The 14,489-nt window shown below is 73.4% G+C and carries 14 protein-coding genes, 1 pseudogene and 1 riboswitch; of the genes and pseudogenes, 9 read left to right on the top strand and 6 right to left on the bottom strand.

What is annotated here, in order from left to right; genetic code table 11:
* Positions 1 to 3: 3 nt before the first annotated feature.
* A riboswitch (cobalamin riboswitch) is annotated at positions 4 to 81 on the bottom strand.
* 102 nt (positions 82 to 183) lie between these two features.
* The 3 genes from cobG to IF28_RS0120065 are packed head-to-tail and all read left to right on the top strand — an operon-like array spanning position 184 to position 3,643.
* Positions 184 to 1,479, top strand: a complete 1,296-nt coding sequence (cobG, locus tag IF28_RS0120055) for a precorrin-3B synthase (RefSeq protein ID WP_030222117.1) — start codon at positions 184 to 186, stop codon at positions 1,477 to 1,479.
* Positions 1,476 to 2,150 carry a precorrin-8X methylmutase gene (locus tag IF28_RS0120060; RefSeq protein WP_051713798.1) on the top strand — a complete coding sequence of 225 codons (675 nt, stop codon included), beginning with the start codon at positions 1,476 to 1,478 and terminating at the stop codon, positions 2,148 to 2,150. The genes cobG and IF28_RS0120060 overlap by 4 nt, the downstream gene beginning before the upstream one ends.
* Positions 2,147 to 3,643: a precorrin-2 C(20)-methyltransferase gene (locus IF28_RS0120065; RefSeq protein ID WP_030222122.1), complete on the top strand. Its 1,497-nt coding sequence runs from the start codon at positions 2,147 to 2,149 to the stop codon at positions 3,641 to 3,643. Before IF28_RS0120060 ends, IF28_RS0120065 begins: the two co-directional genes overlap by 4 nt.
* Here the strand turns inward: IF28_RS0120065 and IF28_RS0120070 are convergent.
* Positions 3,628 to 4,416, bottom strand: a complete 789-nt coding sequence (locus IF28_RS0120070) for a cobalt-precorrin-6A reductase (protein ID WP_051713799.1) — start codon at positions 4,414 to 4,416, stop codon at positions 3,628 to 3,630. The two genes, IF28_RS0120065 and IF28_RS0120070, sit on opposite strands and share 16 nt — an antisense overlap.
* 39 nt (positions 4,417 to 4,455) lie before the next feature.
* On the opposite strand from IF28_RS0120070, the gene IF28_RS0120075 reads away from it, so the two are divergent.
* Positions 4,456 to 5,598, top strand: a complete 1,143-nt coding sequence (locus IF28_RS0120075; protein WP_030222129.1) for a cobalt-precorrin-5B (C(1))-methyltransferase — start codon at positions 4,456 to 4,458, stop codon at positions 5,596 to 5,598.
* On the opposite strand, the gene IF28_RS0120080 is transcribed toward IF28_RS0120075, so the two are convergent.
* The 3 genes from IF28_RS0120080 to IF28_RS0120090 are packed head-to-tail and all read right to left on the bottom strand — an operon-like array spanning position 5,588 to position 7,942.
* Positions 5,588 to 5,941: a glyoxalase superfamily protein gene (locus IF28_RS0120080; RefSeq protein WP_030222135.1), complete on the bottom strand. Its 354-nt coding sequence runs from the start codon at positions 5,939 to 5,941 to the stop codon at positions 5,588 to 5,590. The genes IF28_RS0120075 and IF28_RS0120080 overlap by 11 nt on opposite strands.
* Positions 5,931 to 6,680 (bottom strand): precorrin-4 C(11)-methyltransferase, encoded by a 750-nt coding sequence (cobM, locus tag IF28_RS0120085; protein WP_030222138.1) that lies wholly within the window; start codon positions 6,678 to 6,680, stop codon positions 5,931 to 5,933. The genes IF28_RS0120080 and cobM overlap by 11 nt, the downstream gene beginning before the upstream one ends.
* On the bottom strand, positions 6,677 to 7,942 hold the full coding sequence (locus IF28_RS0120090; RefSeq protein ID WP_030222141.1) for a bifunctional cobalt-precorrin-7 (C(5))-methyltransferase/cobalt-precorrin-6B (C(15))-methyltransferase: 1,266 nt from the start codon (positions 7,940 to 7,942) through the stop codon (positions 6,677 to 6,679). The genes cobM and IF28_RS0120090 overlap by 4 nt, the downstream gene beginning before the upstream one ends.
* Positions 7,943 to 8,086: 144 nt before the next feature.
* Here IF28_RS0120090 and tsaD point away from each other — a divergent pair.
* Positions 8,087 to 9,139, top strand: a pseudogene (gene tsaD, locus IF28_RS36445) (tRNA (adenosine(37)-N6)-threonylcarbamoyltransferase complex transferase subunit TsaD).
* Positions 9,139 to 9,711, top strand: a complete 573-nt coding sequence (locus tag IF28_RS0120100; protein ID WP_030222144.1) for a GNAT family N-acetyltransferase — start codon at positions 9,139 to 9,141, stop codon at positions 9,709 to 9,711. Before tsaD ends, IF28_RS0120100 begins: the two are co-directional and overlap by 1 nt.
* Positions 9,712 to 9,924: 213 nt before the next feature.
* On the opposite strand, the gene IF28_RS0120105 is transcribed toward IF28_RS0120100, so the two are convergent.
* Entirely contained in the window at positions 9,925 to 11,280 is a 1,356-nt protein-coding gene (locus IF28_RS0120105) for an NAD(P)-binding domain-containing protein (RefSeq protein ID WP_030222148.1), read from the bottom strand.
* Between the two features lie 92 nt (positions 11,281 to 11,372).
* Between IF28_RS0120105 and IF28_RS0120110 the strand changes: the two genes are divergently transcribed.
* Together IF28_RS0120110 and IF28_RS0120115 are read left to right on the top strand one after the other, a co-directional pair.
* Positions 11,373 to 11,738, top strand: coding sequence for an ArsR/SmtB family transcription factor (locus IF28_RS0120110; RefSeq protein WP_030222153.1), 366 nt, complete (start codon positions 11,373 to 11,375; stop codon positions 11,736 to 11,738).
* A gap of 50 nt (positions 11,739 to 11,788) precedes the next feature.
* Positions 11,789 to 12,214, top strand: coding sequence for an arsenate reductase ArsC (locus tag IF28_RS0120115; RefSeq protein ID WP_030222155.1), 426 nt, complete (start codon positions 11,789 to 11,791; stop codon positions 12,212 to 12,214).
* 69 nt (positions 12,215 to 12,283) lie between these two features.
* On the opposite strand, the gene IF28_RS0120120 is transcribed toward IF28_RS0120115, so the two are convergent.
* The gene (locus tag IF28_RS0120120; protein WP_030222158.1) at positions 12,284 to 13,789 is read right to left on the bottom strand and encodes a SulP family inorganic anion transporter; all 1,506 of its coding nucleotides are present in this window, start codon (positions 13,787 to 13,789) and stop codon (positions 12,284 to 12,286) included.
* 275 nt (positions 13,790 to 14,064) lie between these two features.
* On the opposite strand from IF28_RS0120120, the gene IF28_RS0120125 reads away from it, so the two are divergent.
* The gene (locus IF28_RS0120125; protein ID WP_030222161.1) at positions 14,065 to 14,481 is read left to right on the top strand and encodes a MerR family transcriptional regulator; all 417 of its coding nucleotides are present in this window, start codon (positions 14,065 to 14,067) and stop codon (positions 14,479 to 14,481) included.
* The last annotated feature ends 8 nt before the right edge of the window (positions 14,482 to 14,489 follow it).

Here is a 14,489-nt window from a genome sequence, read left to right on the forward strand (position 1 = left end):
CGGGAGTTCCTGGCTCGCCCGGCCTCACAGTGGCCGGACTCACAGTGGCGGGACCGCGCCGGGTTCGCACCGGGCTTCCTCCCCTGTCGCCGTCATGGCGGCGGTGGACCGGGTGATCCACCTGAGCAGCATAGTAAGGGGCAGGGCAAGAGGGCAGGGCATACAGCCGGTGTGACGGTCGGTATGCTCGCCGCCGTGTCCACAGCTCCCCCGCCCTCATCGTCCCAGGCCACACCGGCCCCGCGGGACCGCGGTGACGCCTGCCCGGGAACGCTGCGGCTGCACGCCGCCGACGACGGCGCCCTGGCCCGGGTCCGTGTGCCCGGCGGTGTTCTGACCACCGGTCAGGCGCACGCCCTCGCGGACGTGGCCCGACGGCTGGGCGACGGCGAACTTCACCTGACCTCGCGCGGCAACGTGCAGTTGCGCGGGCTCCCCGACGCGTGCGGCGGGGAACTGGCCGGGCTGCTGGACGCGGCCGGCCTCCTCCCCTCGCCGGAGCACGAGCGGGTGCGCAACGTGGTCGCCTCACCGCTGTCCGGGCTGGACGGGCGTGGGACGCGAGAGGTGCGGCCCTGGCTCACCGCCCTGGACGCGGCGCTGTGCGCGAGCGCGGCGTCGCGCGGACTGTCGGGACGGTTCCTGTTCGCTCTCGACGACGGGCGCGGGGACGTGGCCTCGCTCGGTGCCGACGTGACCGTGCGGGCCACGGCCGACGACGGTGCGCTCATATCCCTGGGCTCGGCGCGGGAGTCACTGCGGGTCGCCGGGGACGACGCGCCGCGAGTGGCACTGCTGGCTGCCGAGGTGTTCCTGGAGTTCGCGCGGCACGGCGGCGAGCGGGTGTGGCGCATCGACGAACTGGGTTCGCGGGCCGCAGAGTTGGCACCCGCCGTACGGCGCCGTCTGACCGAGTCGGGGATCGGCTGTGTCCGGGCCCGGCAGGACACGACGGTCACGGGTGGACCGCCTCCCGGCGTCATCGGGTCCGCGCTCTGTGTCCACGCCCCGCTGGGGCGTCTGACCGCCTCCCAGTGGCGGGAGCTGGCCGAGGTCGCCCCCGGTGAACTGCGTCTGACTCCCTGGCGCGGCATCGTCGTCCCCGCCCCGGACATGACCGCGTCCGAACGGGACGCGGCCCTCTCCCGTCTGGCCGCCACGGGTCTCGTCACCGATCCTTCCTCCCCCTGGCCGGGCGTCGGCGCGTGCATCGGCCGGCCGGGCTGCGGCAAGTCCCACGCGGACGTACGCGCCGACGCCGCCCGCACCCTCGCCGCCGCGAGCGGGTCCCGCCTCCCCCTGTACTGGTCCGGCTGCGAGCGGCGCTGCGGCCACCCTCGTGGCGACCGTGTCGACGTGATCGCCACCGCGGAAGGCGGCTACCGCCTCACGGGAGGGGACGGGGACGGACCGCCCCGCACCACCGACCTCGACGATGTCTCCCGCCTCGCCACCGCCTTGGCGGCGATCACCTCATGAGCCGTACCACTACGACCGAGAGCAGCGAGAACAGCACCGTGATCCCCTACGACTACGAGAAGGACGGCGCGGCCATCTACCGCCAGTCCTTCGCGACCATCCGCGCGGAAGCGGACCTCGCGGGGCTGCCCGCGGACGTCAGCCAGGTCGCGGTCCGGATGATCCACGCCTGCGGCATGGTCGACCTCGTACGCGACCTCGCGTACACCCCCGCCGTGGTGGAGCGTGCCCGCGAGGCACTGCGCGCCGGCGCGCCCGTCTTCTGCGACGTGCGGATGGTGGCCAGCGGCGTGACCCGCAAGCGGCTGCCCGCGGACAACGACGTGCTGTGCACGCTCTCCGACCCCGCCGTCCCGGAGCTGGCGGCCAGGCTCGGCACCACGCGCAGCGCCGCCGCCCTGGAACTGTGGCGGGACCGGCTGGAGGGTGCCGTGGTCGCCGTCGGCAACGCGCCGACCGCGCTCTTCCGCCTGCTGGAGATGATCGAGGAAGGGGGGCCCCGCCCGGCCGCCGTCATCGGCGTACCCGTCGGCTTCGTCGGCGCCGCCGAGTCCAAGGACGCGCTGGCCGCCCATCCCTCGGGACTGGAGCACCTTGTCGTACGGGGCCGTCGCGGAGGCAGCGCCATCGCCGCCGCCGCGATCAACGCAATCGCGAGCGAGGAAGAATGAGCGGCAAGCTGTACGGGGTCGGGCTCGGGCCCGGCGACCCCTCCCTGATGACCGTGCGGGCCGTCGAGGTCATCGCCGAGGCCGATGTGATCGCGTACCACAGCGCCCGGCACGGCCGGTCCATCGCCCGCTCCATCGCGGCGAAGCACCTGCGGGACGACCACATCGAGGAGGCGCTGGTCTACCCGGTCACCACGGAGACCACCGACCATCCCGGCGGCTACCAGGGCGCCATCGACGACTTCTACGCCGAGGCGTCGGCCCGGCTGGCCGCCCACCTGGAGGCCGGCCGCACGGTCGCGGTCCTGGCGGAGGGCGACCCGCTGTTCTACGGCTCCTACATGCACATGCACAAGCGGCTCGCCGACCGCTTCGACACCGAGGTGATCCCCGGCGTCACCTCCGTCTCCGCCGCCGCGGCCCGCCTGGGCACTCCGCTCGCCGAGGGCGAGGAGGTGCTCACCATCCTGCCCGGCACCCTGCCCGAGGAGGAGCTGACCGCACGGCTCGCCTCGACCGATGCCGCGGTCGTGATGAAGCTGGGCCGCACCTTCCCCAAGGTGCGCCGGGCGCTGGAGGGTTCCGGACGGCTCGGTGCCGCCCGGTACGTGGAGCGCGCCACCATGGCGGGGGAGCGTCTCGCGGAACTGGCGGAAGTGGACGCCGAGTCGGTGCCGTACTTCTCGGTGGCGGTGCTGCCGAGCCGGGCCGACGCCGAACCGGCTGCCCCCGCACCGGAGTCGGCGGGCGAGGTCGTCGTCGTGGGGACGGGTCCCGCCGGCCCGCTGTGGCTGACGCCCGAGACACGCGGCGCGCTCGCCGCGGCGGACGACCTGGTCGGCTACACCACCTACCTCGACCGGGTGCCCGTACGCCCCGGCCAGCGCCGGCACGGCTCCGACAACCGGGTCGAGGCCGAGCGCGCCGAGTTCGCCCTGCAACTCGCCGGGCGGGGGCGGCGCGTGGCCGTCGTCTCCGGCGGCGACCCGGGCGTCTTCGCGATGGCCACCGCCGTGCTGGAGGCCGCGTCGCAGGACGCGTACGCGGACGTGCCGGTGCGGGTCCTGCCGGGGGTGACCGCCGCCAACGCGGCGGCCGCACGCGCGGGCGCCCCGCTCGGCCACGACTACGCCACGATCTCCCTGTCCGACCGGCTCAAGCCCTGGGAGGTCATCGCCGAGCGGCTGCGCGCGGCGGCCTCGGCGGACCTGGTGCTGGCCCTGTACAACCCCGGATCGCGCAGCCGGACCTGGCAGGTGGGCAAGGCCCGCGAACTGCTCCTCGAACACCGGGCCCCGGACACACCGGTGGTGGTCGCCCGCGACGTGGGCGGAGCGGACGAGCGGGTGCGGGTGGTACGGCTGGCGGAACTGGATCCGGCCGAGGTCGACATGCGCACGATCCTGCTGGTCGGCTCGTCCCAGACCCGGGCGGTACGGCGTGGGGACGGCGAAGAGGTCGTCTGGACGCCCCGCCGCTATCCGGAGACGTGAGGACCGCACCGCCGCGCGGACGGGTGGCGTGCGAGGGCCTCTCGCACCCACCGCGCCGCCCGAGCGGGCTCGGTCACCACCGGCACCCCTTCGGGCATCGCGGGTCTGCGCACCACGACCACGGGCAGCCCGGCCTCACGGGCGGCGGTCAGTTTCGGGGCGGTGGCCGCGCCGCCGCTGTCCTTGGTGACCAGGACGTCGATCCGGTGCCGGCGCAGCAGCTCGCGCTCCCCGTCGAGGGTGAACGGGCCGCGCTCCAGCAGCACCTCCATGCGGGACGGACACGGTGCCTCGGGCGGGTCCACGGACCGGACGAGGAACCAGAGATCGTCCAGGCCGGCGAAGGCGGCCAGACCCGTCCGCCCCGTGGTCAGGAAGAAACGTCGCCCGAGGGAAGGCAGCAGTCCGGCGGCTTCGGCCAGGGAGCCGGCCCCGTGCCAGACGTCTCCCTCGACCGGCACCCATCCGGGTCGGCGCAGTGCCAGCAGGGGAACATGGGTGATGGCGGCGGCCTGAGCCGCGTTCGAGCTGATCGTGCCGGCGAAAGGGTGAGTGGCGTCGATGAGCAGGTCGACCGTGTGCTCATGGAGCCAGGCCGCGAGTCCCCCGGCTCCCCCGAAGCCGCCGACACGCACCTCACCGGGCGGTGTCCTGGGGGCGGAGACCCGTCCCGCCAGGGAGTTCGTCACCCGCAGCCCCGGCAGCGCTTCGGCCGCCAGCCGTTCGGCGAGACGGCGGGCCTCGGTGGTGCCGCCGAGGATCAGCACGTGCACGGCAGCTCCTTCATCCGTTTCCCTTCCTGGAAGTGAGGCATGAGCGGCGAGGCCAGGGGCGGTCGCAGCGCCCAACTCAAGCACACCGGTCTGCGCCACGGCTGGACCACCGGGGCCTGCGCGACCGCGGCGACGACGGCCGCGTACACCGCGCTGCTGACCGGCGACTTCCCCGACCCCGTGGCGATCACGCTGCCCAAGGGGCAGACGCCGTCGTTCGCGCTCGCGGCAGAGGAGCTGACGGCCGCGTACGCGATGGCGGGGATCGTGAAGGACGCCGGTGACGACCCGGACGTCACCCACGGCGCGCTGGTCCGGGCCACGGTACGGCGGCTGCCCGCGGGCTCCGGTGTCGTCTTCCGGGCGGGTCCCGGCGTGGGCACCGTCACCCGGCCCGGCCTGCCCCTCGCGGTCGGCGAACCGGCCGTCAACCCGGTCCCCCGCCAGATGATGCGGGACCACGTCGCCGCCGTCGCCGAGCGGCACGGCGACAGCGGCGACGTCGAGATAACCCTCTCCGTCGACCACGGTGAGGAGATCGCCCGGTCCACCTGGAACCCCCGCCTCGGCATCCTCGGCGGCCTCTCGGTCCTCGGCACCACCGGCATCGTCGTCCCCTACTCCTGCTCGGCATGGATCGACTCGATCCGGCGCGGGGTGGACGTGGCACGGGCCGCCGGCCGTACGCACGTGGCCGGCTGCACCGGGTCCACCTCGGAGAAGACGGTCGTCGCCGAGTACGCGCTGCCCGAGGACGCCCTGCTGGACATGGGCGACTTCGCGGGCGCCGTGCTGAAGTACGTGCGCCGTCACCCGGTGGAACGGCTCACCGTCTGCGGTGGCTTCGCCAAGCTGTCCAAACTCGCCGCTGGGCACCTGGACCTGCACTCCGCCCGTTCCCAGGTCGACAAGGGCTTCCTCGCCGCACTCGCCCGGCGCGGCGGCGCGGACGAGACCCTGGCCGGCGAGGTGGCGGAAGCCAACACCGGCCTCGCCGCACTGCAGCTGTGCCAGGCGGCCGGGGTCCCGCTGGGCGACCTGGTCGCAACGACGGCCCGTGACGAGGCCCTGTCCGTGCTGCGCGGGGCGCCCGTCGCGGTCGACGTGATCTGCATCGACCGCGCGGGAACGGTGGTGGGCCGCAGTACCGTCGCCCGGGCGCCCGGTCCGGCTACTCGGTGACCGGACCCACCCGGAGGCGGTTTCCGTCCGGGTCACGCAGTTCGAGCTCCCGCCCCCACGGTGCCTCCTCGGGGTGGACACCGAACTCGGAGGCGACCGCGTCCAGGTCGGCGACCCTCAGGTACACCAGGGTGTCCGGCCGCGCGTCCCCCTCATGCTCCGACAGGTACAGCCGGACCCGGCCGCGGGCCACCTCGGTGAACACCGGGAGCCCCGGTTCGAAACGGTGCTCCCACCGCTGGGCGAACCCGAGCCGCGCGTACCAGCGCACGGCCACCGCGGCGTCGCGCACCCGAAGAACAGGGACGGCCTCCTCGGCGCACACGGGAGCCTCAGCAGGCATGCCGCTCCCGCTCCGGCGAGTACAGGTGGCTGTCGTGGAACTCCTCCGCTCCCAGGGTCCGGCCGACCATGATCACTGCCGTGCGCAGCACCCCGGCCTCCTTCACCTTCTGGGCGATCTCGTCGAGGGTCCCGCGGATGATCAGTTCGTCCGGGCGGGAGGCGTAGGCGACGACGGCCGCGGGGCAGTCCGCGCCGTAGTGCGGCAGCAGTTCCCCGACCACGCGGTCCACGTACTTGGCGGCCAGGTGCAGCACGATCAGCGCGCCGCTGCGGCCGAGGGTGGCCAGATCCTCGCCCTCCGGCATGGCGGTGGCCCGGTTGGCGACCCTGGTGAGGATGACGGTCTGCCCGACCGTCGGCACGGTCAGCTCCCGCTTGAGGGAGGCGGCCGCCGCGGCGAAGGCGGGTACACCGGGGACGACCTCGTACGGCACCCCGGCCGCGTCGAGACGCCGCATCTGCTCCGCGACCGCGCTGAAGACGGACGGGTCGCCGGAGTGCAGTCGGGCCACGTCGTGGCCCTCTTCGTGCGCGCGGACGAGCTCGGAGGTGATCTCGTCCAGGTTGAGCTGCGCCGTGTCGATCAGCCGTGCGTCCGGCGGGCATTCGGCCAGCAGCTCGCGCGGGACCAGGCTGCCCGCGTACAGGCACACCCGGCAGGCGGCGAGCGTCCGGGCGCCCCGCACCGTGATCAGGTCGGCGGCCCCGGGGCCGGCGCCGATGAAGTACACGGTCATATGTCTGCTCCTGGGGACGGGTCGACGGTCTTCTCCACGGCCCACTGGGTCACCGGCATCGCCTGTCGCCACCCGGTGAAGCCGCCCACGGGCACGGCGTGCGCCACCGCGAGGCGCACCAGCTCGCCTCCGTGGCGTCTGCGGGCGTCGGCCAGCAGTGCCTCGGACTCCAGCGTCACGGTGTTGGCGACCAGCCGACCGCCGGCGGGAAGCGCGTCCCAGCACGCCTGAAGCAGTCCGGGCGCGGTGAGCCCGCCGCCGATGAACACGGCGTCCGGCCGGGGAAGCCCGGTGAGGGCCCCGGGCGCGGCGCCGGTGACGACGCGCAGACCGGGCACACCGAGACGGTCGGCGTTGCGGACGATGCGCTCGGCGCGCACGCGGTCGTGTTCGACGGTGACGGCCCGGCAGGAGGGGTGGGTGCGCATCCACTCGACGGCGATCGAGCCGGAACCGCCGCCGATGTCCCACAGCAGCTCACCGGGGGCCGGGGCGAGCGCGCCGAGGGTGGCGGCGCGGACGTGCCGCTTGGTGAGCTGCCCGTCGTGTTCGAAGGCCTCGTCGGGCAGTCCGGGGACCGCCCCCAGGCGCAAGGCACCAGGGGCGCGGTGGCACTCGACGGCGACGATGTTGAGGGGGTCGCACGGCACCTGCGACGGCCAGCCGTCGGCGGTGACGGCCTCGGTCGTCCGTTCCCTCACTCCGCCGAGCTGTTCCAGCACCCGCATCCGGCTGGGGCCGAAGCCCCGGTCCCGCAGCAGGGCGGCGATCTCGCCGGGCGTGCCGGCGTCCGCGCTGAGCACGAGCAGGCGGCGCCCTTCGTGCAGGGCCGCGGCGAGGCGTGCGGCGGGGCGGCCGACGAGTGTGACGACCTGGACGTCCTCCACGGGCCAGCCGAGGCGGGCACAGGCGTGGGAGACGGACGAGGGATGCGGCAGAACACGCACCATGCCGGGGCCGAGCACCTCGGTGAGGGTGCGTCCGATGCCGTAGAACATGGGGTCGCCGCTGGCCAGGACGGCGATACGGCGATCCGTGTGCGCGGCGAGCAGGCCGGGGACGGCCGGCCGCAGCGGGGAGGGCCAGGGCACACGCTCGGCGGCGCACTCCGGCGGCAGCAGACCGAGCTGACGCGGACCGCCGACGACGACCTCCGCGTCGAGCAGGGCCCGTCGTGCCGCGTCTGGCAGTCCGTCCCAGCCGTCGGCGCCGATCCCGACGACGAGCACGGCGGCGGTCGGTGCGGATCGGGCGGCGGTCACGTATCGGTACCTCGGGATCGGGGCGGGCGTCGAGGAGGCACTCTACGGGGCGGCCGCCTGCGCGAAGCCGTTCGGGTGCACATCACCGGGGATCTTATTGCACACTGTTTGCAACAACTTATGTAGTGCAGGAAAGGGTGGGCGATGAGGTCTGCGGTGGTGCTGGGCGTCGAGTCGTCCTGCGACGAGACGGGCGCCGGTCTGGTCCGGGACGGTCGGCTGCTGGGGCACGCGGTGGCGTCGAGCATGGACGAGCACGCCCGCTTCGGCGGAGTGGTGCCCGAGATCGCCTCCCGCGCCCACCTCCACGCACTGCGTCCGGTCGTCCTGAAGGCACTGGACGAGGCAGGGCTGCGGCTGTCCGACATCGGGGCGGTCGCCGTGACCACCGGTCCCGGACTGTCGGGGGCGTTGCAGGTGGGTCTCGCCGGTGCGAAGGGCATCGCCTACTCGCTCGGCGTCCCTCTGTACGGCGTGCACCACCTGGCCGGACACGTCGCCGCCGACACACTGGAGCACGGCCCGCTGCCGAACCCGTGCATGGTGCTGATCGTCTCCGGCGGCCACACCTCGCTCCTCCTCGTCCGCGACCTCGCCCGGGACCGGATCACGCACCTCGGGGACACGCTCGACGACGCCGCCGGGGAGTGCTTCGACAAGGTGGCGCGGGTCTTCGGGCTGCCGTATCCCGGCGGTCCGGCCATCGACCGGACAGCGCGAGCGGGGGATCCTCGCGCTGTCCCCTTCCCGCGCCCGCTCCCGGGGTAGTACGACTTCTCCTTCTCGGGGCTGAAGACCGCGGCGGCCCGCTGGGCCGAGGGTCACGCGGGACGTGAGCTGCCGGTGGCCGACGGCGCGGCCTCGCTCCAGGAGGCCGTCGCGGACGTGCTGACCCGCAAGGCGGTGGCCGCCTGCAAGGAGCACGGCGTGGACACCCTGGTCGTGGTCGGCGGCGTCGCCGCCAACTCGCGGGTGCGCTCGCTCGCCGAGGAGCGCTGCCGGGCGGCCGGGATCGAGCTGCGGGTGCCGCCGCTGCGGCTGTGCACCGACAACGGCGCGATGATCGCGGCCGTCGGCGACCTCCTGGTCCGGGCGGGAGCCGAACCGGCGCCGCTGGACGTGTCGATCGACCCGTCGGCGCCGCTGGAGTACGCAGCCCTGCACCCGCTCGCCACCGGACGGACGGTGGCCGCCTGATGAGCGCCGACATCCGCATCCACACGGACGCCCGACTGCTCGCACACACCGACGCGCTGCGATCGGTCTACGTCGACGCCTTCTGCGCCCCGCCCTGGAACGAGGACGAGGGCCGGGCGACGGAGTTCGCGGACCGGCTGCCGACGAGCGTGGGGCGACCCGGGTTCACGGCCGCCACCGCCGTACGCGACGGGGAGACGATCGGCTTCGCCACCGCCTGGACCACCCCTGATCCCTTCCCCACGAACAGCAGCTACCCACAGGTCACCGCCGGCCTCGGTCCCGCGTACACCGCGGACTGGCTGTGCGGCGCCCTGGAGGTCGACGAACTGGCCGTCCGTACCGCCGCCCGCGGCACCGGAGTCGCCCGTGACCTCCTCGAAGCGGTGACCGCGGACGCGCCCGACGGGCGGGCCTGGCTGCTGACCTGGGCCCAGAACCCGCGGGCTCTGGCCTTCTACCGCCGCCAGGGGTGGACGCAGGTCACCCACCCCGCCCCCGACGGCGAGGGCGTCGTCGTCTTCCTCGGCCCGCGCCACCCCGCCCGGCCTCTCGCCCCACTTCCCCTGTAAGTCCCCGGAGCCCCGTCTTGCGTACCGCCGAGATCCGCCGCCGTTTCCTCGACTTCTTCGCCGAGCGCGGCCACACCGTGGTCCCCAGGAACGGGACCACCGCTGTCCGGCTTGCAACCGGTACCTGGGTACAGGTCAGGAAGCGGTCGGGTCTGGCGGTGGAGCGCCTCGAGCTCCGTGTCGGCGAGCTCCGTGTCGACGTGCCGACGCTGGTCACGAGCCGCAGCAGCCGCCCGTCGTGGGCGGTCCGAGCTGGACGAGCCGGGGTTCGGGGGTGGCGCAGCAGCCGCCGTCGTCGGCCGGGGTGTCGAAGAGGCCCGCGCCGCCGCAGACGCCGGTCTCGGGAAGGGTGAGTTCGACGCGGTCGGCGGAGTCGAGGTCGCCCGCGATGGCGGCGGCGACGGAGCGGACCTGCTCGTACCCGGTCATGGCGAGGAAGGTGGGGGCGCGGCCGTAGGACTTCATGCCGACCAGGTAGATGCCCTGTTCGGGGTGGGAGAGTTCGCGGTGGCCGTGGGGGTAAACGGTGCCGCAGGAGTGCTGGTTGGGGTCGATCAGCGGGGCGAGTCCCACCGGTGCCTGGAGGCGCGTGTCCAGGTTCAGCCGGATCTCGGAGAGGAAGGACAGGTCGGGGCGGAAGCCGGTCAGCGCGATCACCTCGTCCACCGGGTCGAGGCGGCGGCCGTCCTCGCCCACCAGGACGACGCGTCCGTCACCGGCGCGCTCGAACGCCTCGGTCCGGAAGCCGGTGACCGCGTCCGCGTGCCCCTTGCCGACAGCGGCCTTCGCGGCGAGGCCGAGGGCACCGCGGGCGGGCAACTGGTCGGCGGTGCCGCCGCCGAAGGTGGAGCCGGAGATGCCGCGGCGCAGGACCCACACCGCGCGCGTGCCCGTGCCGTCCCCGGACTCGGCCAGCTCGGCGAGGTAGGCGAGCGCCGTGAACGCGGAGGCGCCGGAACCGATGACGGCCGTGCGCTTGCCCGCGTAACGGGCGCGGACGGCCGGGTTCTTCAGGTCCGGCACGCGGTACGTGATCCGGTCGGCCGCCGCCTTCTCACCGAGCGCGGGCAGGCCGCTGCCGCCGGCCGGGCCGGGCGCGGTCCAGGTCCCGGAGGCGTCGATCACCGCGCGGGCGAGGACACGCTCCTCGCGGCCGCCGGCGTGCTCGACGTGCACGACGAAGGGCTGATCCTCGCGGCCGGCGTCGACGACACGGTCCCGGCCCGCTCGGGAGACACCGGTGACGACGGCCCCGGTGCGGACCTTGTCACCGAGGGCGTCGGCGAGGGGCCGCAGATACCGCTCGGCCCAGTCACCGCCGGACGGGTACGTCGCCGGGTCGGGGCGCGTCCAGCCGGTGGGGGCCAGAAGCTTCTCGGCGGCCGGGTCCACGACCTCACCCCAGGTGGAGAACAGCCGTACGTGACTCCACTCGCGAACGGCCGCACCGGCCTGTTCCCCCGCCTCCAGAACGAGGGGCTCGATACCGCGCCCGACGAGGTGGGCGGCCGCGGCGAGCCCGACGGGTCCGGCCCCGATGACGACGACAGGGAACTGCTGGGCGCTCATGATGCTCGGTCTCCTTGAAAGGTCACCTTGATTCGACGTCTGTCGATACAGCCGAGCTTGCACCTCATATCGACGAGTGTCAACATAGACGCATGTCGAAGTCTGAGGTCGAGGAGCTGCCCGTACCGCGGGGCGGCGACGTCGTACCGTGCTGCCCGCCGATCACGGCCGGGGAGTTGTCGCAGGCGGACGCGGAGAGGATGGCCGCCATGTTCAAGGCGCTGTCGGACCCGGTGCGGCTGCGACTGTTCTCGAAGATCGCCTCCCACCCGGGCGGCGAGGCGTGCGTGTGCGACATCGCGGACGTCGGCGTCTCCCAGCCCACCGTCTCCCACCACCTGAAGAAACTCCGCGAGGCCGGCCTGCTCACCTCCGAGCGGCGCGGCACCTGGGTCTACTACCAGGTCGCCCCCTCCGTGGTGGCGGGCATGGCGGCACTGCTCGACGTACGCGACTGAACCCAGCCCCGGCCGCCGCCGAGTCCCCCTCACGATTCGGGAGCACCCCGATGCCCGACACCCCCGGCACGAAGCCGTCCGTCCTGTTCGTCTGCGTCCACAACGCCGGCCGTTCCCAGATGGCCGCCGCCTGGCTGACCCACCTGGCCGGCGACCGTATCGAGGTCCGCTCCGCCGGCTCCGCGCCGGGTGCCGGGGTCAACCCGGCCGCCGTCGAGGCGATGGCCGAGGCCGGCATCGACATCTCCGCCGAGATCCCGAAGGTCCTCACCGTGGACGCGGTACGCGCATCGGACGTCTGCGTCACGATGGGCTGCGGCGACACCTGCCCGGTCTTCCCCGGCAAGCGCTACCTCGACTGGGCCCTGGACGACCCGGCCGGCCAGGGCGTCGAAGCCGTCCGCCCGATCCGCGACGAGATCAGAACCCGCGTGGAGGCCCTCATCGCCGAGATCGACGCCGAGCCCGACGTGTGACCGGCGGGTGGAGGGGGCGAGGTCCGCACCCTCCGGTCGCCGCGGGGTGCCGATGCGCTCCGGGCGCGGTCAGTGGCTGCCGGTGAGCTCGCCGGTGAGGCGCGCGTGGAGGTCGGCGCTCGGGTCGTTCAGGCCGGTGATCCGCACCGTCTTGCCGCGCTGGGCGTATTTCGTCTCGACGGCGTCCAGCGCCGCGACCGAGGAGGCGTCCCAGACGTGGGCCCCGGACAGGTCGATGACGACCCTGTCCGGGTCGCCGGCGTAGTCGAACCGGCCGACGAGGTCGTTGGAGGAGGCGAAGAACAACTCGCCGGTGACGGAGTAGACGACCGTTCCGCCGTCCGGGTCGGTGACCGCGGTGACGTCGGCGAGGTGGGCGACGCGCCGGGCGAAGACCACCATCGCCGTGACGGAGCCGACGACGACGCCGATGGCGAGATTGTCGGTGGCCACCACACAGACGACGGTGACGGCCATGACGACGATCTCCCCGGCCGGCATCCGCTCCAGTGTCTTCGGGGCGACGGAGTGCCAGTCGAACGTCGCGAACGACACCATCACCATCACGGCGACCAGGGCGGCCATGGGGATGTCGGAGACGACCGGCCCGAAGACGATGCACAGCACCATCAGGAACGAGCCCGCGAGGAAGGTCGACAGACGGGTGCGGGCGCCGGACACCTTCACGTTGATCATCGTCTGGCCGATCATGGCGCAGCCGCCCATGCCGCCGAAGAAGCCGGTGACGATGTTGGCGACGCCCTGGCCGATGGACTCGCGGGTCTTGGAGGAGCGGGTGTCGGTGATGTCGTCGACGAGCTTGGCCGTCATCAGGGACTCCATCAGGCCGACCAGCGCCATGGCGAGGGCGTAGGGGGCGACGGTGGTCAGGGTGTCCAGCGTGAACGGCACGTCGGGCAGGCCCGGGACGGGGAGGGACGAGGGCAGTTCGCCCTTGTCGCCGACGGTGGGCACCGCGATGCCGGCGGCCACGGTGATGACGGTCAGGACGACGATGGAGACCAGCGGCGCCGGTACCACCTTGGTGACCTTCGGGAAGAACACCATCAGCGCGAGCCCGCCGAGGATCAGCGGGTAGACCGCCCACGGCACGTCGTACATCTCCGGCACCTGGGCCATGAAGATCAGAACGGCGAGCGCGTTGACGAAGCCGACCATGACCGAACGCGGCACGAACCGCATCAGCTTGGCCACCCCCAGCGCGCCCAGGGCGATCTGGAAGACACCGGCGAGGATGACCGCGGCGACCAGGTAACCGAAGCCGTGCTCACGGTTCAACGGCGCGATGACGAGGGCGACGGCGCCGGTGGCGGCGGAGATCATCGCCCGCCTGCCGCCGACGACGGAGATCGTGACGGCCATGGTGAACGACGCGAACAGGCCGATCGCCGGGTCGACCCCGGCGATGATCGAGAACGAGATCGCCTCGGGAATCAGGGCCAGCGCGACGACCAGGCCGCCCAGCACCTCGGTGCGCCAGACCTTCGGGTCGTTCAGCCAGTCGGGCTTGAGGCCGCGCAGCCGCGCGGCGGGGGACAGTACGGAGGAGGACAAGGAGCCGGGTACCTGTCGTGCTCGGGCACGCCTGTGCCGGGACGGGAAGGAAAGGGGCGGGCCGCGCCGGTGGTGCGTCGGCTCGTCTCGCGGAGTCGGGGCGTCAGGGGGTCACGGCGGACAGGCGGCGGCGATCGACGCCATGGACTCGCGCACGCTCTCCCCTGCGAGAATCGGATCTTCGCCGGAGGCGCCATCGGCCCCGGCACGACAGCGGCAACTCTACCCTAACGTTAGGGTAGGGATCGGTTGGGCCGTACGCGGGAGGACACGTCGTGGACGACAGGCACATGCAGATCGGCGAAGTCGCCGCGCGCACGGAGCTGTCCCTGCGCACCATCCGCCACTACGAGGAGACCGGCCTGGTCATCCCCTCGGCCCGCTCCCAGGGCGGCTTCCGCCTCTACACGGAGGCCGATGTCGCCCGGCTCATGGTCATCCGCCGGATGAAGCCGCTCGGCTTCACCCTGGACCAGATGCGCGACCTGCTGGAGGCCACCGACCGCCTCGACGCGGCCGACGACACGCTCGACGCCGCTGAGCGCGACGCCCTGCTGGACCGCGTCCGCGCCTACCACCAGGCCGCCGCCGACCAGGTCGACAAACTACGCGTCCAGCTGTCCCGCGCCGAGGAGTTCGCCACCACCCTGAGCGCCCGGCTGGAGCAGACCGGGTCCACGGCCCGCTCCTGAAGCACGGT

The sequence above is a fragment of the Streptomyces sp. NRRL WC-3626 genome, from assembly GCF_000718785.1.
Taxonomy (GTDB): domain Bacteria; phylum Actinomycetota; class Actinomycetes; order Streptomycetales; family Streptomycetaceae; genus Streptomyces; species Streptomyces edwardsiae.